Source organism: Citrobacter sp. RHBSTW-00986, assembly GCF_013783065.1.
Taxonomy (GTDB): Bacteria; Pseudomonadota; Gammaproteobacteria; order Enterobacterales; family Enterobacteriaceae; genus Citrobacter; species Citrobacter braakii.
Genome location: NZ_CP056200.1, coordinates 4,681,946 through 4,706,733, shown reverse-complemented (window position 1 = coordinate 4,706,733; position 24,788 = coordinate 4,681,946). Strand labels below are relative to the sequence as shown.

Annotated in this window: 31 protein-coding genes; 23 read left to right on the top strand and 8 right to left on the bottom strand. The window is 54.5% G+C overall.

Annotated elements, in window-relative coordinates:
- Positions 1 to 2: 2 nt before the first annotated feature.
- Positions 3 to 1,718, bottom strand: coding sequence for a terminase large subunit domain-containing protein (locus HV345_RS22645; RefSeq protein ID WP_181636084.1), 1,716 nt, complete (start codon positions 1,716 to 1,718; stop codon positions 3 to 5).
- Positions 1,719 to 1,864: 146 nt separating this feature from the next.
- Here HV345_RS22645 and HV345_RS22640 point away from each other — a divergent pair, with 146 nt between their 5' ends.
- From HV345_RS22640 to HV345_RS22560, 17 genes are all read left to right on the top strand, one after another.
- Entirely contained in the window at positions 1,865 to 2,704 is an 840-nt protein-coding gene (locus tag HV345_RS22640) for a GPO family capsid scaffolding protein (protein ID WP_181636083.1), read from the top strand.
- A gap of 38 nt (positions 2,705 to 2,742) precedes the next feature.
- Positions 2,743 to 3,789, top strand: a complete 1,047-nt coding sequence (locus HV345_RS22635) for a phage major capsid protein, P2 family (RefSeq protein ID WP_181636082.1) — start codon at positions 2,743 to 2,745, stop codon at positions 3,787 to 3,789.
- 44 nt (positions 3,790 to 3,833) lie between these two features.
- On the top strand, positions 3,834 to 4,679 hold the full coding sequence (gene gpM, locus HV345_RS22630; protein WP_181636081.1) for a phage terminase small subunit: 846 nt from the start codon (positions 3,834 to 3,836) through the stop codon (positions 4,677 to 4,679).
- Between the two features lie 99 nt (positions 4,680 to 4,778).
- Complete coding sequence (locus HV345_RS22625; protein ID WP_181636080.1) at positions 4,779 to 5,267, top strand: head completion/stabilization protein; 489 nt, start codon at positions 4,779 to 4,781, stop codon at positions 5,265 to 5,267.
- On the top strand, positions 5,267 to 5,470 hold the full coding sequence (locus HV345_RS22620) for a tail protein X (protein ID WP_001514728.1): 204 nt from the start codon (positions 5,267 to 5,269) through the stop codon (positions 5,468 to 5,470). Before HV345_RS22625 ends, HV345_RS22620 begins: the two co-directional genes overlap by 1 nt.
- Before the next feature lie 9 nt (positions 5,471 to 5,479).
- Positions 5,480 to 5,809 carry a phage holin, lambda family gene (locus HV345_RS22615; RefSeq protein ID WP_001514729.1) on the top strand — a complete coding sequence of 110 codons (330 nt, stop codon included), beginning with the start codon at positions 5,480 to 5,482 and terminating at the stop codon, positions 5,807 to 5,809.
- Positions 5,802 to 6,191, top strand: coding sequence for a M15 family metallopeptidase (locus tag HV345_RS22610; RefSeq protein ID WP_181636079.1), 390 nt, complete (start codon positions 5,802 to 5,804; stop codon positions 6,189 to 6,191). The genes HV345_RS22615 and HV345_RS22610 overlap by 8 nt, the downstream gene beginning before the upstream one ends.
- Positions 6,188 to 6,712 carry a DUF2514 family protein gene (locus HV345_RS22605; protein WP_181636078.1) on the top strand — a complete coding sequence of 175 codons (525 nt, stop codon included), beginning with the start codon at positions 6,188 to 6,190 and terminating at the stop codon, positions 6,710 to 6,712. The genes HV345_RS22610 and HV345_RS22605 overlap by 4 nt, the downstream gene beginning before the upstream one ends.
- Entirely contained in the window at positions 6,709 to 6,894 is a 186-nt protein-coding gene (locus HV345_RS22600; protein ID WP_181636077.1) for a hypothetical protein, read from the top strand. Before HV345_RS22605 ends, HV345_RS22600 begins: the two co-directional genes overlap by 4 nt.
- The gene (locus tag HV345_RS22595; RefSeq protein ID WP_181636076.1) at positions 6,887 to 7,354 is read left to right on the top strand and encodes a phage tail protein; all 468 of its coding nucleotides are present in this window, start codon (positions 6,887 to 6,889) and stop codon (positions 7,352 to 7,354) included. The genes HV345_RS22600 and HV345_RS22595 overlap by 8 nt, the downstream gene beginning before the upstream one ends.
- Positions 7,355 to 7,987: a phage virion morphogenesis protein gene (locus HV345_RS22590; RefSeq protein WP_181629448.1), complete on the top strand. Its 633-nt coding sequence runs from the start codon at positions 7,355 to 7,357 to the stop codon at positions 7,985 to 7,987. It abuts the gene before it with no gap.
- 180 nt (positions 7,988 to 8,167) lie between these two features.
- Positions 8,168 to 8,803 carry a phage baseplate assembly protein V gene (locus HV345_RS22585; protein ID WP_181629447.1) on the top strand — a complete coding sequence of 212 codons (636 nt, stop codon included), beginning with the start codon at positions 8,168 to 8,170 and terminating at the stop codon, positions 8,801 to 8,803.
- Positions 8,800 to 9,165 carry a GPW/gp25 family protein gene (locus HV345_RS22580; RefSeq protein ID WP_181629445.1) on the top strand — a complete coding sequence of 122 codons (366 nt, stop codon included), beginning with the start codon at positions 8,800 to 8,802 and terminating at the stop codon, positions 9,163 to 9,165. Before HV345_RS22585 ends, HV345_RS22580 begins: the two co-directional genes overlap by 4 nt.
- Complete coding sequence (locus HV345_RS22575; protein ID WP_181629443.1) at positions 9,162 to 10,073, top strand: baseplate assembly protein; 912 nt, start codon at positions 9,162 to 9,164, stop codon at positions 10,071 to 10,073. The genes HV345_RS22580 and HV345_RS22575 overlap by 4 nt, the downstream gene beginning before the upstream one ends.
- Entirely contained in the window at positions 10,066 to 10,683 is a 618-nt protein-coding gene (locus HV345_RS22570) for a phage tail protein I (protein ID WP_181629441.1), read from the top strand. The genes HV345_RS22575 and HV345_RS22570 overlap by 8 nt, the downstream gene beginning before the upstream one ends.
- Positions 10,673 to 11,686 (top strand): phage tail protein, encoded by a 1,014-nt coding sequence (locus tag HV345_RS22565; RefSeq protein ID WP_181636075.1) that lies wholly within the window; start codon positions 10,673 to 10,675, stop codon positions 11,684 to 11,686. Before HV345_RS22570 ends, HV345_RS22565 begins: the two co-directional genes overlap by 11 nt.
- Complete coding sequence (locus HV345_RS22560; RefSeq protein ID WP_181629437.1) at positions 11,686 to 12,285, top strand: tail fiber assembly protein; 600 nt, start codon at positions 11,686 to 11,688, stop codon at positions 12,283 to 12,285. The genes HV345_RS22565 and HV345_RS22560 overlap by 1 nt, the downstream gene beginning before the upstream one ends.
- A gap of 116 nt (positions 12,286 to 12,401) precedes the next feature.
- On the opposite strand, the gene HV345_RS22555 is transcribed toward HV345_RS22560, so the two are convergent.
- The 6 genes from HV345_RS22555 to HV345_RS22530 are packed head-to-tail and all read right to left on the bottom strand — an operon-like array spanning position 12,402 to position 17,997.
- Entirely contained in the window at positions 12,402 to 12,851 is a 450-nt protein-coding gene (locus HV345_RS22555) for a phage tail protein (RefSeq protein ID WP_087904820.1), read from the bottom strand.
- An 11-nt stretch (positions 12,852 to 12,862) separates the two neighbouring features.
- Positions 12,863 to 15,793 (bottom strand): phage tail tape measure protein, encoded by a 2,931-nt coding sequence (locus tag HV345_RS22550; RefSeq protein ID WP_181636074.1) that lies wholly within the window; start codon positions 15,791 to 15,793, stop codon positions 12,863 to 12,865.
- A 1-nt stretch (position 15,794) separates the two neighbouring features.
- Positions 15,795 to 15,869, bottom strand: a complete 75-nt coding sequence (locus tag HV345_RS26530; RefSeq protein WP_326490683.1) for a GpE family phage tail protein — start codon at positions 15,867 to 15,869, stop codon at positions 15,795 to 15,797.
- A 50-nt stretch (positions 15,870 to 15,919) separates the two neighbouring features.
- Positions 15,920 to 16,258 (bottom strand): phage tail assembly protein, encoded by a 339-nt coding sequence (locus HV345_RS22540; RefSeq protein ID WP_181636073.1) that lies wholly within the window; start codon positions 16,256 to 16,258, stop codon positions 15,920 to 15,922.
- 14 nt (positions 16,259 to 16,272) lie between these two features.
- Positions 16,273 to 16,788 carry a phage major tail tube protein gene (locus tag HV345_RS22535; protein ID WP_004956533.1) on the bottom strand — a complete coding sequence of 172 codons (516 nt, stop codon included), beginning with the start codon at positions 16,786 to 16,788 and terminating at the stop codon, positions 16,273 to 16,275.
- Between the two features lie 12 nt (positions 16,789 to 16,800).
- Positions 16,801 to 17,997 (bottom strand): phage tail sheath subtilisin-like domain-containing protein, encoded by a 1,197-nt coding sequence (locus HV345_RS22530; RefSeq protein WP_181636072.1) that lies wholly within the window; start codon positions 17,995 to 17,997, stop codon positions 16,801 to 16,803.
- A 161-nt stretch (positions 17,998 to 18,158) separates the two neighbouring features.
- Between HV345_RS22530 and HV345_RS22525 the strand changes: the two genes are divergently transcribed.
- Together HV345_RS22525 and HV345_RS22520 are read left to right on the top strand one after the other, a co-directional pair.
- Entirely contained in the window at positions 18,159 to 19,286 is a 1,128-nt protein-coding gene (locus HV345_RS22525; RefSeq protein WP_181636071.1) for a phage late control D family protein, read from the top strand.
- Between the two features lie 46 nt (positions 19,287 to 19,332).
- Entirely contained in the window at positions 19,333 to 19,575 is a 243-nt protein-coding gene (locus HV345_RS22520) for an ogr/Delta-like zinc finger family protein (protein ID WP_001514747.1), read from the top strand.
- A 39-nt stretch (positions 19,576 to 19,614) separates the two neighbouring features.
- On the opposite strand, the gene HV345_RS22515 is transcribed toward HV345_RS22520, so the two are convergent.
- Positions 19,615 to 20,340 (bottom strand): hypothetical protein, encoded by a 726-nt coding sequence (locus HV345_RS22515; protein WP_181636070.1) that lies wholly within the window; start codon positions 20,338 to 20,340, stop codon positions 19,615 to 19,617.
- A 286-nt stretch (positions 20,341 to 20,626) separates the two neighbouring features.
- Between HV345_RS22515 and fieF the strand changes: the two genes are divergently transcribed.
- The 4 genes from fieF to HV345_RS22495 all read left to right on the top strand — a co-directional run bounded on the left by fieF (position 20,627) and on the right by HV345_RS22495 (position 24,726).
- Positions 20,627 to 21,529 carry a CDF family cation-efflux transporter FieF gene (fieF, locus tag HV345_RS22510; RefSeq protein WP_016155246.1) on the top strand — a complete coding sequence of 301 codons (903 nt, stop codon included), beginning with the start codon at positions 20,627 to 20,629 and terminating at the stop codon, positions 21,527 to 21,529.
- A 184-nt stretch (positions 21,530 to 21,713) separates the two neighbouring features.
- Positions 21,714 to 22,676, top strand: a complete 963-nt coding sequence (gene pfkA / locus HV345_RS22505; RefSeq protein WP_003028778.1) for a 6-phosphofructokinase — start codon at positions 21,714 to 21,716, stop codon at positions 22,674 to 22,676.
- Positions 22,677 to 22,882: 206 nt separating this feature from the next.
- Positions 22,883 to 23,872, top strand: coding sequence for a sulfate/thiosulfate ABC transporter substrate-binding protein Sbp (gene sbp, locus HV345_RS22500; RefSeq protein WP_016155247.1), 990 nt, complete (start codon positions 22,883 to 22,885; stop codon positions 23,870 to 23,872).
- A 104-nt stretch (positions 23,873 to 23,976) separates the two neighbouring features.
- Positions 23,977 to 24,726, top strand: a complete 750-nt coding sequence (locus HV345_RS22495; RefSeq protein ID WP_016155248.1) for a CDP-diacylglycerol diphosphatase — start codon at positions 23,977 to 23,979, stop codon at positions 24,724 to 24,726.
- The last annotated feature ends 62 nt before the right edge of the window (positions 24,727 to 24,788 follow it).

The following is a 24,788-nucleotide window of genomic DNA, read 5'->3' as shown; positions in this document are numbered from 1 at the left end:
GTTTAAAACTCCTCTACAAAACTGTCACTACCGCCGCCGCTTTCGCTGCCGATCGGCTCGTTATACAAAGCTGTCATTGATGCCCAGGCGAGATCGCCGTGATTGCTTCCGCGTTTGCGGTCGGAAACGTAGGTCATTACCCCGCCCTTCTGCACCTTGCGAACCGTCATAAATGACTGGACGAGATCCAGCATTCCCGCATCAACTTCCAGACGACCGGCACGGATCAACATAAGCGCTTTCAGCACCATGGCGCGCTTGAGCGGGGCGGAATACTGGTACTTCACCGCCAGCGGGAAGAACTTGATCACCAGTTGCCAGACTGCATCACCAATACCGGTGGCATCAATGGCGATGTGCTGGACGTTGTAACGCTCCATCAGCCCCTGAATGGCCTCTGCCTGCTCCTCAAACTCCATCCCACGAAGCTGGATGCGTTCAATGATGCGGAACTTGCCACCCGGTACCGCTGGCGGAACGATGACGACAAGCCCGGCAGAGTCACCGTTACCGCTTCCCCCGTTAGGGTCATAGCCAACCCAGACACCGCGATCGCCTATCGGTCTGGGGGCGAATGGGTTCCAGTCGGGCCATACATCATCGTTGAAGCCGTCAACGCAGCAGCCGATCATGGCGTTGTAGTTAAAGGCGCGCTCTCCCGCAGTCACGAAGCGGCAACGATAGAGGTTGTCGTATTCCTCCGGGGAGTTTTCCATCTTGATGGTTTCAATTTTCACCAGGTTGAAGCCGAGTTTTACCGCATCTTCAATGGTGACAATCTGCCGCCAGATCCCATCACCGCCCAACTTGCCGTTTTTCAGCACTTTATGGCTGACGTCTATTTCTACCCGTTCACCTCTGGGCCTTGCCTTGTTGAACAGGTCGCCAGTCCAGAAGGCGTAAGCCTCATGTTCCTCTGTGGATGGCGTGGAAAAGTAGGTACGGCGCAGCCCTTCATGGGTTGCCATACCTGCGGCGACTTTGCGCAGCTCAAGGAAATTGTTGATCCAGAATGCTTCATCCAGATACAGATCCCCGGTGTAGCTCTGCGCTGTTGCTGCTGAGGTGCCGAGAAAGTAGAACGTTGCGCCATTGCTCAGGGTGATGGCGTCGCCGCCTTTCAGCTCAACGCCAACCTGTGCAGCCAGTAGCTGGATGAACTTCTTGAACTGGAACGCCTGGGCACGGCTGGCTGATAAAAAGATTTGGTTGTTGCCGGTTTCCAGCGCCCGTAACAGCGCTTCGCGGGCAAAGTACCAGGTGGCACCAATCTGGCGCGATTTGAGGATAAAGCGGTTGCGGCGTTCGCGCTGCTTGTACCACCGTTTTTGATGCTCGTAGAGCGAATCAAGCACCAGCGCGCGCAGATCCCCGATCTGCTCTTCCGTAAAGTGATTTTTCGGCTTCTTCTCGCGCCCCTTCTCTTCGCTGCGGTGTTCTTCGCGCTCCATCCGCACCAGTTGACGGGTTAACAGGTCAATGGTTTTGAAGTCATGCGCTGTCAGGTCTGGCTTTTCCGTCAGGCGTAACAGCCGCACCTGCATCCGATCCTGTACGCGCTCCAGCGCGGTGGACTCGTCCCACTTATCGCGGCGACGCCATGAATACAGGGTGTTGGTGCTCACGCCGATCGATTTTGCGATCTGCGTGATGCTGTATGCCTGCCAGTACATGACCTTAGCGGCAATCCGTGGCTCATCGTGGGAAGTCTGTTTCATGCTGGCAGAGTACCGCGCCCGCGCGCGCGTCGCTTTGGGTTGTCATTGTCGGAAAACGGCAACAACGGCAACGCTTTGCGCGTTTCGGCTGCGGCGGGAATGATAGGGGCACTGGTTAATATCACTCACTCATTCGGGATTTCGACATGCCAAAGTCAAAACCATTTCGCGTTGCTGTCGAGGGTGCCACCTGCGACGGTCGGACGCTGGAGCGTCAGCACATTGTGCAGATGGCTCAACGCTTTAACCCAACCGTATACGGTGCCCGCGTCAATCTGGAGCACCTCCGGGGCTACTCACCAAACAGTGATTTCCGTGCTTATGGCGATGTTATTGCCGTCAAGGCAGAGGAGATCACCGAGGAGCCGCTGAAAGGCAAAATGGGCCTGTATGTGCAGGTTGATGCCACTGATGATCTGGTTGCCCTGAAAAAGAACCGCCAGAAGATTTATCACAGCATTGAAGTGCATCCCTCTTTTGCAGATACCGGCGAAGCCTATTTGATGGGGCTGGCCTGTACCGATAGCCCCGCCAGTCTGGGCACGGAAATGATGGAGTTTTGTTCCAAAAACACCGTTAACCCGCTGGCATCCCGTAAGCATGATCCGGCTTGTTTCTTCACCGCCGCCGTTGAATCCACGATGGAATTTGAAGATGAGCAGCCGCCGCAGGATGAAGGCAAAAACTTCTTTGCCCGTGTTAAGGCGCTGTTGGGCGGTACGCAACAGCAGTTTAGCCAGCAGAACGGTGAAAACCGTGAAGCTATCGAGGCGATTGCCGAGAGCCAGGGCAAGCTGCTGGACACCACAACCCAGCTTTCTGCTGCGGTGAAAGGTAAGGCTGATGCCACCGAGCTGGAAAGCCTGCGTAAGGACTTCAAAGCGCTGGAAGAGAAACTGAAAGGCCAGGACGCCGATCAGTACAGCCAGCGCCCGCCTGCCACTGGCGGCGATGGTCAATCAACTCAACATCTGGCTGATTGCTGATAAGGCTCAGTGCGTCAGGCTCAGGAAAGGAAAATAAGATGCGTAATACAACCCGCGATTTGTTTGATAAGTACATTCAGCGACAGGCTGAACTGAACCATATCAGTGCTGCTCACATCACCAAGGCGTACAGCATTGATCCGAGCGTTGAGCAGAAGCTTGAGGATAAGATCCAGCAGTCGTCTGAGATGCTGAAAAAAATTAACATTTACGGCGTTAACGATCAGACCGGTGAAAAAATCGGGCTGGGTGTTAGTGGCCCGGTATCCAGTACCAACAATTCCACCACGGATCGCCGTCAGCCTACCTCTGTGGCGGCGCTGGATTCGAATAAGTACACCTGTAACAAGGTGAACGCCGATACCTTTACGCCGTACACGCAGCTTGATGCCTGGGCAAAATTCCCGGACTTTCAGCAGCGCCTCAGCAATCAGATCATCAAGCGTATTGCGCTCGATCGCATCATGATCGGCTTCAACGGTACCAGCTACGCGGAGAAGTCAGACCGCGCCGCCAACCCACTGTTACAGGATTGCGGTATCGGCTGGCTCCAGCAGTACCGTGCTAACGCAGCTCAGCGCGTGATGAAAGATGTCACCGTGACCAGCCGTGACGACACCAACCAGGTGATCGCGAAAGGTGATTACGGTAACTACGACTCCATCGTATTTGATGCGGTCAACTCTCTTATGGATGAGTGGTACAAGGATTCGCCTGATCTGGTGGTTATTACCGGGCGTAACCTGACGGTTAACCGTTCATTCCCGATCATCAACGCCGTCAGCACCAATAACCCGAACTCCGAAGCGCTTGCCGGGCAGTTGATTGCGTCGCGTAAAACGATCGGCAACCTGCCGTCATTCATCGCGCCATTCTTCCCTGATGGCAGCATGTTCATTACCTCCTGGGAAAACCTGTCCATCTACTGGCAGGAAGGCGGGCACCGTCGCCGCATCGTTGAGGAGCCGGAATATAACCGCGTCTCAACGTACAGCTCTTCGAATGATGCCTACGTCATTGAAGACTACGGCTATGGCTGTCTGATCGAGGGCATCACCGCCGCCGAGCCAGACCCGGCACCATAAGACGCCGCAGGCCAGCAGTGCGCTGGCCTGCTCAGGGGGCATAAATGTTAACACCAGCACAAAAACATTTTGATCGGGTGATGGCTGAGCGCCGCAGTAATCGCGGGACAACCACCGCCGAAAGAACTGCATACGAGCAGATACTTTTTCGTCTGCGCATGGATAAAGCCGACCTCAGCCGCATCCAGTCGAATGCAGGTAAGGCGAAGCTGAAAAGCGAGCGCCTGCCGGATTACCAGCCGTGGATTGATGGCGTACTGGCAGCGGATACGGGCCAGGCGGATGAAGTGATAACCACCGTAATGATCTGGGCAGCGGATGCCGGTGATATTGCGCAGGCGCTGCGGATTGGTCAGTACGTGCTGCGCCATAAAATCCCGATGCCTGACCAGTACAAGCGCACTACCGCCACGGTACTGGTTGAAGAGATTTGCGATCCCATCCTTGCCGCGTTCAAAGCGAACCCGGCAAAGGCGAGCGTAAGCATTGACAACCTCAACGCGCTGAACGGCATCACCACCCATGAAGATATGCCCGATCAGGTAAGGGCCAAGCTGTTTAAGGTCATGGGGTACACCGTGCGCCTTAATCAGGATGTTGAATCCCAGCAACTTGCCCGCTCGCATTTGCAGGAAGCTATCAGGCTCAACGCAAAAATTGGCGTGGCGCGTGATATCGAACTGCTTGATCGCAATATCAAAAAGCTGACCGCCACCAACGGCGGAGAAGGTGAGGGCGATGCGCCACCGGTACAGCCGGAAGCGAAGCCAGAGGCCGCGAAAGCAGCGCCGGAGACAGCGCCGCGCACCACCGCAGCTAAAAAGCCGAAAAACAGCCAGGCAAAGCCAGCAGCAAAGAACAAGACGGCGCGTAAAAACGTGAAGTCATAACGAATGTGCCCCCGCGCACCAGGCGGCACGGTGTGACGTAATAAGGCCAAGCCTCTACTGCGTTACACCGTCCACCGCCTGCCTTATGGAGAGTCCTGTATGAGTCTGGTCGCCACTGAGCCGGTAAGACCGCCATCAGATCCAGCGCCTGACGATGGCGGCGCAAAAGTTGAGAGCCTGCCTTTCTGGCCTGTAATCGTGCTGGCTGATCTGCGCCGTGCGATGCGCTTAGACGGACAGGTAACAACCGATCGCCTTATGTCCCGCACGATTGAAGCGATGAGCCATGTAAATAATCAGCTTCGCCTATGGCGTCAGGTTCAGGTTGATGCCGGTTATCAGGCTCTTGCGGAGATCCCTGCCGATCCGGTGAACGGCGAATCGGTGAAAGTCTGGAGCTATAAAAATGCTGTCTGGTCGCTGACCAAAGCCCTGCTGATTGAGGGGTATCGCGATATTGATACCACCAGTAAGGGGGAAGACCATGCGCAGGCATTGAGCACCCAGATAGATACGCTCTGGCGTGATGCTCGCTGGTCGATTCGCGATATCCAGAATGAAGATCGCGGCATTGCGGAGCTGTGCTGATGAACGTGCAGGCGCAGCAGGATGACACCGTTGATGAACTCTGCTGGCGGTATTACGGCAGAACGGCGGGAGTGACCGAAGCCGTGCATGAAGCCAATCCGGGACTCTGCGACAGCGGCCCGCTGCTGAGTGCCGGGCAGGTTGTTTATCTTCCCGAATTACCACCACCCACCCAGCGGGAAACCGTGCAGCTATGGGATTGAGAGGTTGCCATGAGCGACGTACCTACGGGGATGCTGGAACAAACAATGAAATGGATTGCTACTTATCTGCCAACGCTTTACGCGGCTGGCGCTGCGCTGAGCATATCGGCGCTTATGAGTCTGTATGACGGTCAGTCAATGTTGAAAACCGCCACCGGTTCACTGGTCTGCGGGATCGTTACGCTGGCGGTTGCCGGTTCGCTGGAGTATCTGGGGTTGCCGTCGAATGCCGTTACCTTCGTGGGCGCATCCATTGGTTTTATGGGGGCTGACAAGGTACGCAACAAAGTGACCGGCTTTATTGAAACCCGTATCGGGGGAGCGAAAGGAAATGAGTGAATTTAAATTCAGTCAGAGAAGTGAAAATAACCTGAAAGGTGTTAACGCTGACCTTGTGAAAGTCGTCCGCCGCGCCCTTCAACTTTCCGCCATTGATTTTGGTATCACCGAAGGGCTGCGCACGGTAGAGCGGCAAAAGCAGCTTGTTGCTGAGGGGAAAAGCCAGACGATGAACAGCAGGCATATTTCAGGCCATGCGGTTGATGTGTTTGCTTATCCCACTCCGGCAGGCTCATGGGACTGGAAATATTATCAGCAGATTTCCGAAGCCTTCAAACAGGCGGGTAAGGAGCTGAGTATTCCCGTTGAGTGGGGCGGCGACTGGAAAACCCTGAAAGACGGCCCGCACTTCCAGCTTCCTTATGCGGCTTATCCTGCATGATTCTGAACTGGCTCAGGCGACACTGGCGCGGCCTTTTGGTTGCGCTAATTCTGGGTGGTGCCTTCCTTTCTGGTTCGTGGTTTGGTGCCAGTCAGGCTAATACGGGCTGGGCACTGAGATGGAAACAGCGGGATGCCGACGACGCTACCGCGCTGGCAAAGCGGCAGGCAGAAGCCAGAGCCGAAGAGCAGCGCCGACAAGGTGAAATAGATGCGATTGAGAAAAGGGCAGAGGGGCAGATTGCTCAGGCCGCTGCTGATGCTGACCATGCCCGCGCTGTTTCTGACGGGCTGCATGATGAAGCCGCAAAACTCGCCGCCAGACTGGCAGCAAGTGAGCGCGCCCGCCGTGCCGTTACTGCCAGCGGAGGCTCGACAGGCACCACCGGCAGCGAGCTGCTTGCCGAGCTGTTCCGCCGCGCTGACCAGCGAGCGGGAGAACTGGCGGCAATTGCTGATCAGGCAAGGATCCGAGGGTTAGCCTGTGAGGCTGCTTATGATGCAAACATCAGGGGGAGATGATGGATTTTTATCTGAAAGTAAAACTGGCGAATGTTGAAGAGATGGAAGCTATACGAAAGGCGCTATTGCAGCAGCATATGGATGCGCCGCTGAGTGCTGAGTTATTGCAGCAAGTAGCAGAAGAGGCACGGCAGCGTATTAACCAGCTTACTATTGTTGAGTTGGTGCCTTACCATGCTTAAGCCCGATCTTCTGCGCAAACACATCAGCCAGGCGGTGCCGTGGTTGCGTGACAACCCTGACAATCTGGCGGTGTACGTCCAGAAGGGGCGCATGGTGAGCACCGGGCAGCGCTCTGCCTCGTTTGAATACGAGTACACCATTGAGGTGCTGGCGATGGATTACCCTGAGCCACTGGATACCCTCAGCCTGCCAATTCTGGCATGGGCGCGCCTGTATCAGCCTGAGCTGCTATTTAACCCTGACCGTGCCCGCGATGGCATCACTTTTGAAGCGGATATCCTGAGCAATTCCACCATGGATGTGCTCATCAAAATCCAGGCCAGTGAGGCGGTTGTTGTCAAAGTTGAAGAGGGTAAGCCGGTTATTCATCACCGTGCTGATCCTATGCCGGGGCCGGAGCTGGGTGCCTGGTCACTGGTCTTTGAAGATACGGTAAGCGGCGAGACGTGGACGGACTAAATGAACGCTGATCCGCTGTTCCATGCCCTTGATGATTATCTGGCAACCGTGGCGGCGCAACTCGCACCGGGCCAGCGCCGTAAGCTCACGCGCGAGGTGGCTATTGGTCTGCGCAAGCGCCAGCAACAGCGCATCAATAGCCAGAAAAACCCCAGCGGAGAGAGCTACACGCCGCGCCGCCGTAAGATTTTGCGCACTCAGGGCGGGGTTAAATTCCTGTGGAAAGATGAAGTGCGCGAGCTGAGCAACTGGCGCACTACCGGACGCGGCGAACAGCGCGCCATCACCGGCTACGATGTTGAGAAAGGGGCGTTGCGCACGTTCTATAAGCGCGATATTGAGCGCTATATTGAGATCCATCTGAACCAGTCCAAGCGCACCACAACCCGTAAAGAAAAGATGTTCCGCCGCCTGCGCACCGCTCGCTTTCTCAAAGCATACGGTACCGCCAGCGCCGCCGTGGTGGGTTACTCCGGGCATACCGCAGAGATCGCCAGCGTTCACCAGTATGGTGAGGTTGATACCGTGGCACCCGGTGCCCGTACCCGTTACCCGGCGCGTGAACTGCTGGGCTTTACGGAAAGCGATCTTGACTGGCTGGCAGATACTATCGTCAGTTTTCTGCAACCCTGACTCCTTCCTGCAGCACTGTTAAAAGTGACGGTGCTCGATGTTTTTTCCCGCCACTGTTATAGCTGGCAGTGTCTGCCGGTACCGCTATCCATTGTTACCAACCCCTGACAACGCCAGCGCGTTGCTTGCGCGCGCGTGGATCATGAAACTGGCTGTAAATTTAATAACGCAAGCCAGCTTATGAACCTAAATGAACTCTATCGCCTGATCTGTAACCTTGTCCGTATTGGTACGGTGACGGATGTTGATCTTGCTGCTGAGCCGCCAGTTGCGCGAGTCTCAACGGGAGAGAATACAACGGACTGGATTCGCTGGGCGGCATTGCGCGCTGGAACGGCTGTTACATGGTGGGCACCATCACCGGGCGAGCAGGTGTTACTTTTTGCCCCATGCGGCGATTTGGAAAATGCCGTCATCATGGGCAGCTTGTACAGCGATAGTGTGAAGCCACCGGATAACGGTGAAACATCAAATGTTACTTTGCACCCTGACGGGGCGAAGGTTTTGTATGACCCGGCAACCGGCGCGCTCGCTGCTACTGGTATTAAGAGCGCAACCGTAGAGGCTTCTGACTCTATCGCCGCGACTGCCCCTAAGATGACCTGTACCGCAACAACCTCCATCACCCTTGATACGCCGGAAGTGATCTGCACTAAAAAGCTCTCGTGCTCCACATTCGAGATGAAACAGGGTGGCAAGATGACCGGCAATGTTGAGCATAGCGGCGGCAGCATTACATCAAATGGCGTTGTGGTGCATACCCACGAACATGGCGGCGTAGAACGTGGCGGAAGCCAGACGGACGGCCCGCAATGACCAGCGCAAGATATAGCGGGATGAACGCTGAAACCGGCGAAGCGCTCACCGATAACGAGCACATTTCTCAATCCATCAATGACATTTTGCTAACGCCGGTTGGCTCTCGCGTTATGCGCCGCGCCTACGGCTCGCAGCTCACTAACCTGATTGATCAGCCTGGTAACGCTGTAACGCGCCTTCGCATTATGTCCGCGATATACAGCGCGCTTTTCCTCTGGGAGCCGCGTATCTCGCTGACCAATATTGTGCTGACGGAAACCGGAGCGGGGCAGATGGTTGCCACCATCAAAGCCAGTCGTACCGATACCCAATCACCCTTTACCACGGACGTAACGATCGGCAGGCAGGTGCGGGCATGAGCGGAACAATTGACCTTTCACAATTACCGCCTCCGGTAGTGGTGGAGCCGCTGGACTTTGAAACGCTGTTCAATGAACGTAAAGAGGCGTTTATCGCCCTTTACCCGGAAGATGAGCAGGACGTTATCAGGCGCACTCTCTCGCTGGAATCTGAGCCGATCACCATGCTGCTGGAAGAAAACTGTTATCGCGAATTGTTGCTACGCCAGCGCGTGAACGAAGCGGCGCGCGCGGTAATGGTGGCGTACTCCGTGGGCAGTGATCTGGATCAGCTGGCGGCAAACTTTAACGTGGAGCGCCTGACCATCACACCGGAAGATGACAGCGTTGTACCGCCTGTTCCTGCGGTGATGGAGTCGGATGCCGATCTGCGCGTCCGTACTCCGCAGGCGTTTGAGGGGTTGAGCGTCGCCGGGCCTACGGCGGCATATGAATTTTTCGGCCTGTCTGCTGATGGGCGCGTTGCTGATGTGTCTGCCGTAAGCCCAACACCTGCCTGCGTCACCATCTCTGTGCTTTCCCGCGAGGGTGACGGCACAGCCAGCCAGGAGTTGATAGATATTGTTGCCAGCGCGCTGAATGGTGAAGAGGTGCGCCCGGTTGCCGATCGCGTGACCGTGCAGGCGGCGGAGATCGTGCCATATGAGATTGATGCCACGCTGTATATCTATCCGGGGCCGGAGTCGGAACCCATCCGCCAGGCATCCGAGCAGAAGTTACAGGCGTACATAGCCGATCAGCGTCGTCTGGGGCGCGATATCCGGCTGTCTGCCATTTATGCCGCGCTGCACGTTGAAGGAGTTCAGCGGGTGGAGTTGGCGCAGCCGGTGGCGGATATGGTGCTTGATGATACTCAGGCGTCAAACTGCACCGGATACACCATAACTGTTGGGGGGTACGATGAGTAAAACCCTTGCGCCTCCCAGCTCGACGCGCCTTGAACGTGTTGCCGCCCGCGTCTGCGCTTCTCTGGGGGAAGTGCGGGTACCGCTGCGCCAGCTCTGGGATCCGTACACCTGCCCGGTTGACCTGTTGCCCTATCTGGCGTGGGCCTTCTCCGTTGATCGGTGGGATGAGAACTGGCCCCAGACAACGAAGCGCAAGGCCATAGCTGATGCGTATTACCTGCACCGCTACAAAGGCACTACCGGGGCAATGCGCCGCGTTGTGGAGCCGTTCGGCTACTTCATCAGGGTTAACGAGTGGTGGAACATCAACACCGACCCCGGCACGTTTACGCTGGATATTGGCGTTGAAGATGAAGGCATCAGCGAAGAAACCTATCAGGAGCTTGAGCGGCTGATTGCTGATGTTAAGCCGTGTAGCCGTCACATGCTGGGCATGAGCCTGCACTTACAGACTGCTGGCCCCGTATATGTTGGCGCGTCTGCCTATCTGGGCGACACGCTGACCGTGTACCCCTATTTCCCCGAAACCATTTCAGTTGGCGGTGCGGAGTATGTGGGTAGTGCAATTCATTTGATCGATACCGTGGAGATCTCACCAAGTGGCAACTAAATATTATGCCCTGCTAACCAATGTCGGGGCCGCGAAGCTGGCGAACGCCACGGCATTGGGTCAACAGGTTGAAATTACTCAGATGGCGGTAGGGGATGGCAACGGCGCACTGCCGACGCCAAACCCTGCGCAAACCGCGCTTGTGCACGAGCTGCGACGCGCGCCGCTCAATACGCTGACCATTGACCCGGTAAACACCAACCAAATTATTGCTGAGCAGGTGATCCCGGAGGACGTGGGCGGATGGTGGATCCGTGAGATTGGTTTGTATGACAGTGCTGGTGATTTGATTGCTATTGCCAACTGTGCGGAAACTTATAAGCCGTTATTGCAGGAAGGTAGCGGGCGGGTGCAGGTGATTCGCGTCATTCTGATCGTCAGTAGCACCCAGGCGGTAACGCTTAAGATTGATCCATCTGTGGTGCTGGCAACCCGCCAGTATGTTGATGACCAGATAATCCAGGTTAAAGCCTACGTTGATCAGCAACTGGCGGCACATATTGCAGCCAGTGACCCGCATCAGCAATATCTGCTTGAGGCGGATATTGATAAATATATCCCCGCTGGTTTCCCTCTCCCATGGCCTGCGGCGACTCCGCCAACCGGGTGGCTCAAGTGCAACGGCGCAGCATTCGATAAAGTAAAATATCCGAAACTGGCGGTGATATACCCTTCTGGCAGTTTGCCGGATCTTCGTGGTGAGTTTCTGCGCGGCTGGGATGACGGGCGCGGGGTTGATGGTAGCCGAAGTCTTCTTACCATGCAGGCGGGTACATATGTGGCTTTCGATCCAGCATCTACAGATGATGCGCCAGTTTTTACCCCGGCAGTTACTTCGCCGAGTGTCATGAATGGGGATGTGGTTTCACTCTCTGTTGCTGGTATGACATACCAGTACGCTGCTGTTACAGGGATGGTTAAAAACACCCCGTATCCATCATCAGCTTTGGTGGCTGCGCGCCCCCGGAATATCGCATTTAACTACATAGTGAGGGCTGCATAATGGCGCAGGCAGTTTTAAACAAAGAAAATATTGCTACAAAGGCAGGTGATATCACTGTTTTTAATTACGATAGTGTGACACGTGAACATCTGTTTTCAACGGTGGAGTATCTGGCTGTTGGCGTGGGTATTCCTGCTGCTTCATGTACTGATGAGCCGGGCGAAGAGAAGGCAGGCTACGCAATTTGCAGGACGGCAGAATTATCAGGATGGGAATACATTATTGATCATCGCGGTGAGGATGTTTTTAGTACGGAAACAGGGGAGCCTGTAGCCATCACATCGCTGGGCGATTACCCGGAAAATACCACCACGCTGGCACCTGCCACGCCATACGATACGTGGAACGGTAGCGAATGGGTGACGGATACGGAAGCGCAGCGCACGGCAGACGTGGAAGCAGCAGAACAGCAGAAAGCGGCGCTACTGGCGGAGGCTCAGGCAACAATCAGCTTTTGGCAAACTGAGTTACAGCTAGGCATTATCAGCGATGAAGATAAAGCCAGCCTGATAGCCTGGATGAACTACATCAAAGCAGTGCAGGCGGTAGACACGTCAGGCGCGCCAGATATTAACTGGCCTGAGAAGCCGGAAGCGTAAACGGATATCGAGCACCGCCATAAATGACCGTGCTGCAGCACGATTAAAAATGACGGTGCCCGATGATTTCGGTACCACACTGCCAACAATGAACGTGTTGGCCATAAAAAATAAAGTTAGAAATTTACCCCAGCTTTCACCATAGACAGCACATCATCATTGGTGATCTCTGCCAGCTTCTCCCTGATATCCTCACTGACCCTTTTCAGGCTGAGCGTAAACTCAATTTTCCGCGCTTTACCGTCCTGAAAGAACTCCGTGCGATTCTGGGTTAACCCTTCGATCACGTACATGCCGTAAATTGCGCCAGTGCCTTCAATCAGGGGCCACGCTCTGCCGGTGAACGCCATTGTTTTTAGCGTAGTGAGTGACACATCACCCCCGCTGATTTCCGGGTACAACGTGCCGGAGAGCGTGAACGGCTCTTCATCCGGGCCTATGTACTGATAGCGCGGGGATTTCCCCACGCGATCGTTTTTGACGTGTCGCCATGTATTCGACTGGTTCGACGTCTGGTAGGGCGTCGTTTGCAGTGCAAACGGAAACATGCCCAATATCATCATCATGACTTTGCCCCTTATTCGTGGTCGGTCAGTTGCGAGCGTTTGCGCCGTGCGGCCTGCTGCTGGGCAACGGTGAACTCTTCGCGGATACGCTGGACAAGTTTTTGCTCATCCATCTGGCCCGCGTCGTTGATATTAATTTCAAAGTTAAACACGTCGCCGCCAGGCATTAGCGCCGCGACGGAAGCCGCAGACGGAACCGCCGACACTGGTGAACGGGTGGCAGGTTGCTGAACGCTGTACGGCAGCACTGAGGAAACCAGCGCCCCAGCCTGCTGCTGCATCCATGCGGTGAGTGATGGCACCTGCCGCTGAACCTGCTGCACCGGTTCGGCATACCCGCCACGGATAGGAATGTACGGCTGTTTATTTTTGAATACGATTTCACCGGGGCCGTCTTTCTTCTCTGCCGTGTTGCTGGCAATTTTATCCAGGCTACCGCTGATCTTCGGTGCGAGGTTCGCCGGGCCTTTCAGGTTATTGGCAAGCGCCTGTTGCTGCTGGCTCTGTTCCGTTTTCCGCTTTTGCTCCTTCTTCTCCTCCTCCTTCTTCGATTGCGCGGTGACGGCTTTCAGATCCCCGGCAAGCGTATCCGCCAGCCCGGTAAGTTTCTTCTGCGTGTTCACCTGCTCAACGGCTTTTTTGGCCCGCTCTGCCTGATCGGGGATCAAGCCCAGCTTTTCCAGCACCAGATCCAGACCTTTCCAGAGTTGTTCAACGGGCCATAGCACCAGTGAGATGGCATCACCCACAATCTTGCCGAAGGATTCCCCGGCACTGGTGCAGGATTTCAGCGCCTCAGTAGAGAACTGGATCGGCTCAAACAGCTTTGTAAACCAGTCCCATACCGTACTGAGCGCGGAGATGATGGCGTCAAATATCGGTACCAGCGGCGAGAATACGGCGGAAACGATAGAAAAGATCGGCTGTAGCCCCTGCATTAGGCCGGTAAAGAACCCGCTGAAAAACGCCTTGATAGGTTGCCAGAACTGGATGATCGCAATAGCGACGCCAGCAAACAGAGCAATCAGACCCCAGACCGGGGCAGAGATACCCGCCAGCAGCGTGATCAGGGGGCCAAAGACTGCCCGACCGGCAATAAGCAGCGCCTGCATAGGCGAACCTGCCAGCCACTGAAACGCGCCGCCCAGCCGGGTGATGCTGGTCAGCAGCTTAGCGATCCCGCCTTCACCTGCCAGCGTGGTAAAGCTCAGGCGCACAAGCGCCATCGGGCCGAGTATTGCGCCCAGCGCCAGCATAAGCGAACCCAGCACCGTGAGAATGGCACCAATCGCGGCGACGGTCTTCATGATGGCGGCAACCAGTGCCGGGTTGGCTTCAATCCAGCCCCGGATTGATTGCAGGACGCCGCCGACTGATTTCATAATCGCCATCATTGGCCCGCGCATAGTTTCGCCCAGCGCGCTGAAATTGTTGCCAAACTCAGCTTTGGTTATCTGCCACTGTGATGAAAGGGAATCTTTATCAATATCGGATTCCCGCTTCATGGAGCCTTTCGACGCGGTGCCGTGGGTTAATTCGAGCTGCCTGCGCAGCTCCGGCAGGTTGTTAGCGACTTTGGAAACCGCCATTGCGTACTCATCGCCAAAGAGCTGAGTAAGCACGTTCATTTGCTTATCTGGTTCCAGCTTTTTGGTGGCCTCCATTACCGCCATAATGGTGCCCATGGCGTCTTTTGCCATGTTCTTTTGCACTCTTTCAGCGCTCAACCCCAGCGCGTCCAGACCTTCCATAAACCGATCCGGCTGCACCATTGCGTTGCCCAGCTCGCGCACCATCGCTTTAACAGCGGTGCCCGCTGTTTCGGATTGTTCACCAAGGCTCAGGAACGTGGAGCCAAGTGCCGCCGCATTCTGATAGCCGAGCTGATCGGCAGCACCACCCACGCGCTGCAACACGTCGATAATGTCAGAGCCTTTTGATTTGGCGTTATCGTCCAGATAGTTGATGACGTCGCCCAGCTTGCCAATATCCTGAATGGGGATCTTATACAGACCGGCGATTTTACCCAGGCTTTCCGACAGCTGATCGGCAGGTAGCTCAAACGCCTTTGAGGCCATGGCGGCAGTGTTGGCAAAATCCAGCAGATCCTTTTTCTGTTTCTGCCACGGGTCATCACTGTTAGCCACGCCCATACGTGCGCCGCCCTCTACCAGCGCGGCATAATCAACGGCCCCATTGGGCATGGGCAGGTTTTCGGCGGCGTCTTTGATGGCGTTTTGCATCTCCGCAAACTGAGCGGTGCGGTTGCCGTCATCATCGCGCAGACCATTCACCTGTTTGGATACGCCCTTCATGGCATCTTCCAGGCTGCTGTAACTCTTGATGGCGGCTGCTACGGGGGCAAGTACCGCCGCGCCGGTCGCTGCGGTCTTCATGCCTGAACTTTGCAGCTTCTCACCGGTTTCTTTGGCGCGGGCATAGCGGGCCTGCGCCTGAGTGACGGACTCAAGCCGCCGCTGCTGCTCAGTAAGCTGGCGGTTGTACTGCGCGGTGCGCTGGCTGATTTGTTCCGTTGCCCGGCTGGTACTGCTGATCGCAATCCCTTCGCTGTAGAAGCTGGCGCGCAACTGGTTGAGCTGGGCCTGTTCCGCTTTCTGCTGGGCTGTGAGGTTGCGGATAGCTGCCCGCTGCTGGTTGAGGACGGTAACTTGTTCAGCACTGCGCTGTTTAAGTGGGCCGAAAGCCGCCGCCATTTCACGCGCCTGCGTCTTTGCCTGAGCCAGTTGATCGGTGGTTTTTTTGTTGGCGTTGGTCAGCCGGTCAAAGCTGGTAGCCTGACGCTCAAGCCCTTTGATGCTGCTCTGCGTCTGCTTAATCTGAGAGGCCAGCGCGGCGGCACTCTGGCGCGCCGCGTTGACAGGTTGAGACATATTATTCAGGGCGCTGAATGCCACCTGAATATTTAATTTGCGGTCTGCCATTTTATTGATCTCCGCCACTGCGCGCAGCGGCTTGATCACGCCATAACAGAAGTTCCTCTACCGTCATGGCGTCCATCTCCGCTGGTCGCCAGTGGAAAATGACGGCGATATCCGCCATTAAGTTTTCTATGCGTTCGCAGGGGCATCGGATGACGCGCTGCCCGTATCCGTCCCGCTCTGATCCGAAGGTGGTTGCAAAAAATCAACCACCGCATTGGCGAGCTGGCAGAAGTCCCACGTATCCATGCGGGCGATTTCGTCAGCGGTCAGCGCCGGGGCGGTAACGCGGGGCAGCAGAACAACCAGCGCATCATAATTCGACGTCAGAACGTCATAGACTTTTAAGCCACGCAGCGATCCGGCCTGCTTTAAGACTGGCGTGATCGTGATTTCGTTGATTGCCGTCTTGCCGCGAACGATAGGCGCATTGAGCGTGACAACTTCTTTACCGGTTACTTTGGTCATGGTGCGTTAATTCCTTATAGGCCAATGTTGGCGCGGTGTTTTTCCATCATGTCAACGCCGCCAACTTTGTAGATCATATTGAGCACATCAACTTCAATGATTTCTTCGCTGTTGATGGTCAGCTTGTAATAGGTATTTTTCAGGGTGTACTTATGGGAAGTATCATCCCCGGTTTTGGACGTGCCCGGATCCATCTCCGTAAAGCGCCCACGCGTCTGGATTTCAACGGGTACCGCTTCGCCGGTTGAATCATCCTGGTACGACCCCGCATAACGTGTTTGCATACCATCGGCGGTGGCGATGCCCCATTTTTTCAGAAGCCCCGCATCCATGCCGCCAAGGGTGATATCCATATCCAGCGCCCCGGCATCAAAGCCGAGATCGACCGCGACAGAACCAGGCATACCACCGGCCTGATAATCCTCTGTTTTGCGGGTTAACTTCGCCGGGGTGATTTCCGGCACCATGCCGAAATAGTTATCCCCGTCAAAGAACATGTTGAAGTATTTAAGTTTTTTAGGCAGAGCCATACGCGCCCCCGGTTAGTTATTCACTGCGCTGGAAAACGTAGCGAAGTATTCATCAGTGAACTCCTGCACCAGGCTGAGATTTTCCAGCGGTGGAACAGGCGTGTAGTTGTATTTGATGGTGAGCTGCCCGTTGCGCAGCGTTTCGCTGGTATTTGGTTCAGGGTCATACCAGCAGCGCGCACCCAGCAGCTTGCCAGCCGTCACATAAGACGTCAGCTTGCGGTTGATACCGTCAACGATATCTTTCACCAGCGACGGGGTGAGCGGTTTATCAACGTAAGAGAAGTGCGCTTCTGCCACGGTGTCCGCTACAATCTGAGCGGTACGGGTGTAGCTCTCAAAGATGTAGGTTTCTTCGTCGCAGGTGCGCGATCCCCAGATGCGATAGCCGTCCTGTTTGATCAGGGTGGTGACGCCTGCGGCGTTCAGCTCGTCCGCATCGGTATCGGTGCCCTGTAGGGTGAAATAGATATCGCGATCCATCCCCAGCACGTTATTCACCGGCACGTTGGAAATGGTTTTGTGCCAGCCCTGCGTAGCGTCGATTTTGGCGCGCATCCCTACCGCATGAGCACCCACCGGCACGGTGGCGTTTGACCCCGCGTTGGTGTCGTAGCAAATGAAGTTAGGCCAGATCACCATCATTTCACGCTGGGCAAACTGCTCGCGGTATTCCTTTGCCTCTGCAATGGTGTTGCAGCCGTTTGCTGAAACATAAGCAAAGGCGCGCAGCTTCTCCGCCATCACGCCGAGTTGCGCCGCCACTGGCTGAGTATCAAGGCCGGGAACGGCAAGCACACGCGGACGGACGCCAACACGCATCTCAGCCGATAGCAGCGCATACATGCCGGTGAATAGCCCCGTTTCCGGGTCAGTGCCGCCAATGACCAGCTGATCCTGAGTCGGGGCGGTGCCGGTTTCCGGTGGTGGAATTTTTGACGCATCAGCCACGCGGATCACAATGGTCTGTGGGCTGGTCTGGTCTGAAATGGCTTTCAGGGTGGTGAACAGGGTGCCGGTTTTGCCTGCTTTGCCCAGCATGTTAGCCACGCGGGTAATGAGTACAGGGGTATCCAGCGGGAAAGCGTCTTCGTCCGCATCGTCAGCGATACAAACGACGCCGATAACCGCCGAATCAATATCGGTGATCATCGTGCTTAGATCGGTGGTTTCCGTGACGGTTGCACCGTGATGGTAATTTGTGGCCATGTAGTTGCCTCGCCAGGTCAATGATTGCCACTTATCATTGCGACAATTGCCAGCCGGTGCGAGAGGTGGGCGTTGTCAGCAGACCGCAACAACGGCCCCGCGTTGTCTGTACGCGCGCGCGTGGCGACGATGGTACCCTCACCAATGAGGGAACCAATAAGATGTTGGATGATGATGCGCGTTATTCGCCCCGCCCGGCGTTCAGTATTCAGATTGAAGGCAAGCAGCTCACGGCGCTGGATGACCGTTTGATCTCGTTGTCTCTGACGGACAACCGGGGATTTGAAGCGGATACGCTTGATCTCACGCTGGACGATTCAGACGGGCAGATAGTGATGCCATCGCGCGGTGCAAAGATTTCCGTTTCGCTGGGATGGGATAATGATCCGCTGGTATTTAAAGGGCTGTACACCGTTGATGAGGTTGCGCACCGTGGCCCGCCTGACCAGCTCACCATCAGCGCCCGCAGCGCAGATTTTCGCGACACGTTCAACGTGAAGCGTGAATACTCCTGGCACGATATTACCGTTGGTGATGTGGTTGCCAGTATCGCCAGCCGGTACGACCTGCGCGCCGGGGTAAGCGAGGAGCTGGCGAAGATTGAGATCGATCACGCTGACCAAACCAGTGAATCAGATATCAGCTTTCTCACCAGAATGGCGGATATGCTGGGCGCGGTTGCCACCGTCAAAAACGGCATGTTGCTGTTCATCACGCCGGGGCAGGGCGTAACCCAGAGCGGTAAACCATTACCGGCGATCAGCATTGTGCGGGCCAGCGGTGACAAGCACAGCTTTAGCATTGCCGATCGTGACGCTTATACCGGCGTTACTGCTTACTGGCTGGATCTGAATTTCGGTAAGAAACCCGCCACCACGGTACAGACAAACACCCGCAGACGCCGTAGAACAACCCAGCCGAAGAAGCCGAAAGAACCCGCCTCAAGCAGCAAGGAAGGGGATTATATGGCAGGCGCGGAAGGCAACGTATTCGTGATCCGCAAGACGTTTAAAACGGAGAAGGCAGCGAAGCGGGCAGCAGCGGCGAAGTGGAGCCAGTTACAGCGTGGCGCGGCGTCATTCTCCATCACACTGGCGCGGGGCCGGGCGGATTTGTACCCGGAACAACCGGCAAGCGTATCGGGCTTTAAGTCCACGATTGATAATGGCTACTGGACGATTACCCGATGTGTGCATGATATCGGCAGCGGAGGTTTTACCACCTCGCTGGAGCTGGAAGTTAAGATCGATGAATGGACGGCTGAGGCGGGTGACGAATCAACGGGTTAAGCGTTATACTTGACGTGATATTAACCAGCCCAGAGGAGGCCCGCGTATGGCAATGCGCTGTCCTCGCTGCCGTGCAGTTGCGAAAACTCGTACCAGTGTAGAGTTGAGTGATTTAGTGCGACGCAGTTATCACCAGTGTCAAAACATGTTGTGCGGCTACTGCTTTACCAGCATGACGCAAATAGACGAATCATTAAACCAGACTCAGCCAGTCCCCGGCGCGGTGGTTCCTCAAGATGTTTTCCCGCGAAGTCATCACGGCGAAGACCAGTTAAGTTTGGTGTTATAAAAAACAAACCCGCCTGAAAAATAGGCGGGTTATTTGTTTCTACTGCTCAAGTATTTTTATTATCTGACCGCTTTTGATGTCCACGTCCGCAGAAACTGTTTGTTTTACAACTGCCCCGTAAGCGTTTGTGCCTTTGAATGTTGTGCTAACAATGGCATGAGGTGTTCCTTTCATCATCACCCGATAGGTTGTTTCTACGTGTTCATATGAATCATCGTTATTCATACTTTTCTTGATGGCAGTCTCTAATGGTTTATACGCCCCACTCCAGTGATTGAATTGATCTTCGAAGGTGTCAAACGTGACGCGATTATCCAAGGATGTTGGGTCATTTTTATAATCACCCTGGCACCAATCGAGCACCATGCCGAGCTGGAGATCTTTGGATTTTGTGTATGAATACTCGCTTACGCAACCGTAAAAACCATTGATTGAAGATTGTGGAAATTCATTGATTTTTGTAAACGTTTCAATGATGTTGCGGCGCTCTTTTTTAGAGCTAAGACGCCAATCATTAAGTGTTTTGGTTGCGTATTCGAATTCTTTTTTCTGTGGTTGGGTAGCGGCTGGCGCTGCTGCCGCTTGCGGTGCTGTTGTTTGCTTTGGGGATAGGCTTGCGCCAATAGCGCTAACGATAATACAGATTGCAAAATAGACGAGTGAAGATTTTTTCCTGTTTGGCATAAAAACCCACTTCGGATTTATAAGCCCGACCCAGAAAGCGATACCGGCTATCGCTGCAATGATGGTGATGATTTTTTCCATTGGATACCCTCCGTATTGAGGCGGGTATTATTGTCGATGGTGCTCAAAAACGGAACAGCCAAGCGCGGTGCGCCTGGCTGCTTCTTTGTCGAAGTGTAGTCAAAATGTAGACGAAGATTAGAATAAATCCTTTTATTCCATTGTGTTACTTGCTGGATTTCTTCACCATCCCTGTCTTCCCCCACATGATGTGGGGGTTTTTTTTGCCCAAAATTTGTCACTCGGTTATTGCCTGACTGTTTTACTTCATCCGTTATACTAGCGGCATATCCTGGCAGGAGTGTTTATGAATCAAACCTATGGGCGGCTGGTTAGCCGGGCGGCAATCGCGGCGACCGTAATGGCATCGCTGTTACTTTTGATCAAGATTTTTGCGTGGTGGTACACCGGATCGGTCAGTATTCTGGCAGCGCTGGTGGATTCTTTGGTGGACATCGCCGCGTCGTTAACCAACCTGTTGGTGGTGCGCTATTCTTTGCAACCGGCCGATGATGAACATACGTTCGGACACGGAAAAGCGGAATCGCTGGCGGCGCTGGCGCAAAGCATGTTTATTTCCGGTTCGGCGCTGTTTTTATTCCTGACCGGGATTCAGCATCTCATCCAACCCACGCCAATGAAAGATCCTGGCGTCGGGGTGGTTGTCACCATCATTGCGTTAGTGTGTACAATCATTCTGGTCTCGTTTCAGCGCTGGGTGGTGAAGCGCACGCAAAGTCAGGCCGTTAGGGCGGATATGCTTCATTATCAGTCTGATGTTATGATGAACGGTGCGATTCTCGTGGCGCTTGGGCTGGCATGGTACGGCTGGCATCGCGCAGATGCCTTGTTTGCGCTCGGGATTGGCATCTATATTTTATATAGTGCATTACGCATGGGTTATGAGGCGGTACAGTCTTTGCTGGATCGCGCTTTACCCGATGAAGAACGTCAGGAAATTATTGATATTGTGACGTCATGGCCTGGAGTCAGCGGCGCTCACGATCTTCGCACGCGGCAGTCAGGGCCGACCCGCTTTATTCAGATTCATTTGGAAATGGAAGATAATCTGCCGCTCGTTCAGGCGCATTTAGTGGCTGAACAGGTAGAGCAGGCAATTTTACGGCGTTTCCCGGGATCGGATGTCATCATTCATCAGGATCCCTGTTCGGTCGTACCCAAGGAAGGCAAGATGTTTGAGCTTTTATAATTCGTTGTAAAAAAGTGAACCGGGCCAGCATTTTGTGTATAAATTACCACCATTTGGCCTGACCTGAATCAATTCAGCAGGAAGTGATTGTTATACTATCTGCATATTCGTTGGATCGTTTCGATATGCGGAATCGACTTCCGGCAGCAGATTTCATTTTGCATTCCAAAGTTCAGAGGTAGTCATGATTAAGAAAATCGGTGTGTTGACAAGCGGCGGTGATGCGCCGGGCATGAACGCAGCAATCCGTGGTGTTGTACGTGCAGCGTTGACGGAAGGGCTGGAAGTCATGGGGATCCATGATGGCTACCTGGGTTTGTATGAAGACCGTATGGTTCAACTTGACCGCTACAGCGTGTCCGACATGATCAACCGTGGCGGTACATTCCTCGGTTCTGCCCGCTTCCCGGAATTCCGCGACGAAAACGTGCGTGCCGTGGCTATCGAAAACCTGAAAAAGCGTGGCATTGACGCGCTGGTTGTTATCGGTGGTGACGGTTCATACATGGGGGCAAAACGCCTGACTGAAATGGGCTTCCCATGCATCGGTCTGCCGGGCACTATCGACAACGATATCAAAGGCACCGACTACACCATCGGTTATTTCACCGCTCTGGGTACCGTAGTCGAAGCGATTGACCGTCTGCGTGATACCTCTTCTTCTCACCAGCGTATTTCCATCGTTGAAGTGATGGGCCGCTACTGTGGCGATCTGACTCTGGCGGCTGCCATTGCTGGTGGCTGTGAGTTTGTGGTGGTTCCGGAAGTGGAATTCAGCCGTGACGATCTGGTTGCTGAAATCAAAGCCGGCATCGCGAAAGGTAAAAAACACGCGATTGTGGCGATCACTGAGCACATGTGTGACGTTGACGAACTGGCGCATTACATCGAGAAAGAAACGGGTCGTGAAACGCGCTCAACCGTACTGGGTCACATCCAGCGTGGTGGTTCTCCGGTGCCTTACGACCGTATCCTGGCGTCCCGTATGGGCGCATATGCCATTGAACTGCTGTTGGCAGGTCACGGCGGTCGCTGTGTAGGTATTCAGAACGAGCAACTGGTTCACCACGACATCATCGACGCGATTGAAAACATGAAGCGTCCGTTCAAAGGTGACTGGCTGGACTGCGCGAAAAAACTGTACTGATTGTTTTTTCCGCGCCTGATGGCGCTAAGCGCATCAGGCCTACAGGTTGTAAAGACTTGTAGGCCTGATGAGCCGCTAACCACCATTCGGCACAATTCCCCGCATTTATTCCCCCAAGTTATAGCAAATCTTTTTTTATTCTTTAATGTTTGGATACCTTTCTGGCACGCTTTGCTCATCACAACACCACATAAGAGAGCTGGGCGATGAACAAATGGGGCGTAGGGTTAACATTATTGCTGGCATCGACCAGCGTTCTGGCAAAGGATATTCAGTTACTTAACGTATCATACGATCCAACGCGTGAATTGTACGAGCAGTACAATAAGGCCTTTAGCGCGCACTGGAAGCAGGAAACGGGCGACAACGTCGTGATCCGCCAGTCGCATGGCGGTTCGGGTAAACAAGCGACCTCCGTCATTAACGGTATTGAAGCCGATGTCGTGACGCTGGCGCTGGCTTACGATGTGGATGCCATTGCTGAACGTGGTCGTATCGATAAAAACTGGATTAAGCGTCTGCCGGATAACTCCGCGCCATACACCTCCACCATCGTTTTCCTGGTCCGCAAAGGCAACCCCAAACAAATTCATGACTGGAACGATCTGATCAAACCAGGCGTGTCGGTCATTACGCCAAACCCGAAAAGCTCAGGCGGCGCACGCTGGAACTATCTGGCGGCATGGGGCTACGCCTTGCACCACAACAACAACGATCAGGCCAAGGCACAAGACTTCGTGAAGGCCCTGTATAAGAATGTTGAAGTGCTGGACTCCGGTGCGCGTGGCTCAACCAATACCTTCGTTGAACGCGGTATCGGTGATGTGCTGATCGCCTGGGAAAACGAAGCCCTGCTGGCGACAAACGAGCTGGGCAAAGACAAATTCGAGATAGTGACGCCGAGTGAATCTATCCTCGCGGAACCGACCGTTTCCGTGGTCGACAAAGTCGTGGAAAAGAAAGACACCAAAACGGTGGCGGAAGCCTACCTGAAATATCTCTACTCACCGGAAGGTCAGGAAATTGCAGCGAAAAACTACTATCGTCCGCGTGATGCAGACGTTGCGAAGAAATACGAAAATGCATTTCCGAAGCTGAAACTGTTCACCATCGACGAAGAGTTTGGCGGCTGGACGAAAGCGCAGAAAGAGCACTTCTCTAACGGTGGTACGTTTGACCAGATCAGCAAGCGCTAAATAAGTCTGTGATTTACCGACCCGGTGGCATAACGCGACCGGGTTTTTTATTTGTCATGGTTTTGCGTTACTCTTGCCCTTCAATGAGATACAGGGAACGCGTAATGAAAAAAGCAGGCTATCTTTTACTGGCGGTGATTGTAGTCGCCGCTGCTGCAGGTATCGGGTACTGGAAATTCACCGGTAACCCGGACGCATTACGCCAGATCGTTCTTCAGCAATGCCTGCCGCACCAGTTGCAGCAGCAGGATCCCGCGCCGTGCGCCGAAGTGAAGCCGGATGCCGGATATGTGGTGTTCAAAGATCGTAACGGCCCACTGCAATACCTGTTGATGCCGACCTGGCGTATCAACGGAACGGAAAGCCCGTTGCTGCTGAAATCAGGGACGCCGAACTTTTTCTGGCTGGCCTGGCAGGCGCGCAGCTTTATGAGCCAAAAATACGGTCAGGAAATCCCTGACAAAGCGGTATCGCTGACCATTAACTCGCGTAGTGGGCGTACGCAAAATCATCTGCATATTCATATCTCCTGCCTGCGGACCGATGTCAGAAAACAGCTGGATGACAATCTGGCGAAAATCAGCACTCGTTGGCTGCCATTACCGGGTGGGCTGCGCGGTCATGAATATCTGGCGCGTCGCGTCACGGAAAATGAACTGGCGCAACGCAGCCCGTTTATGATGCTGGCGGAAGAGGTGCCGGATGCGCGTGAGCACATGGGCAGCTATGCGCTGGCGATGGTGCGTCAGAGCGATGAGTCCTTTGTCCTGCTGGCGACCCAGCGCAATCTGTTGTCGCTCAATCTCGCCTCCGCTGAGGAAATTCAGGATCATCAATGTGATATTCTGCGTTAACCCCACCTAATCTGGCATTTACTCCGCATGTCTGTCCCCGTATTCTTGTTGAAAAAAACAAC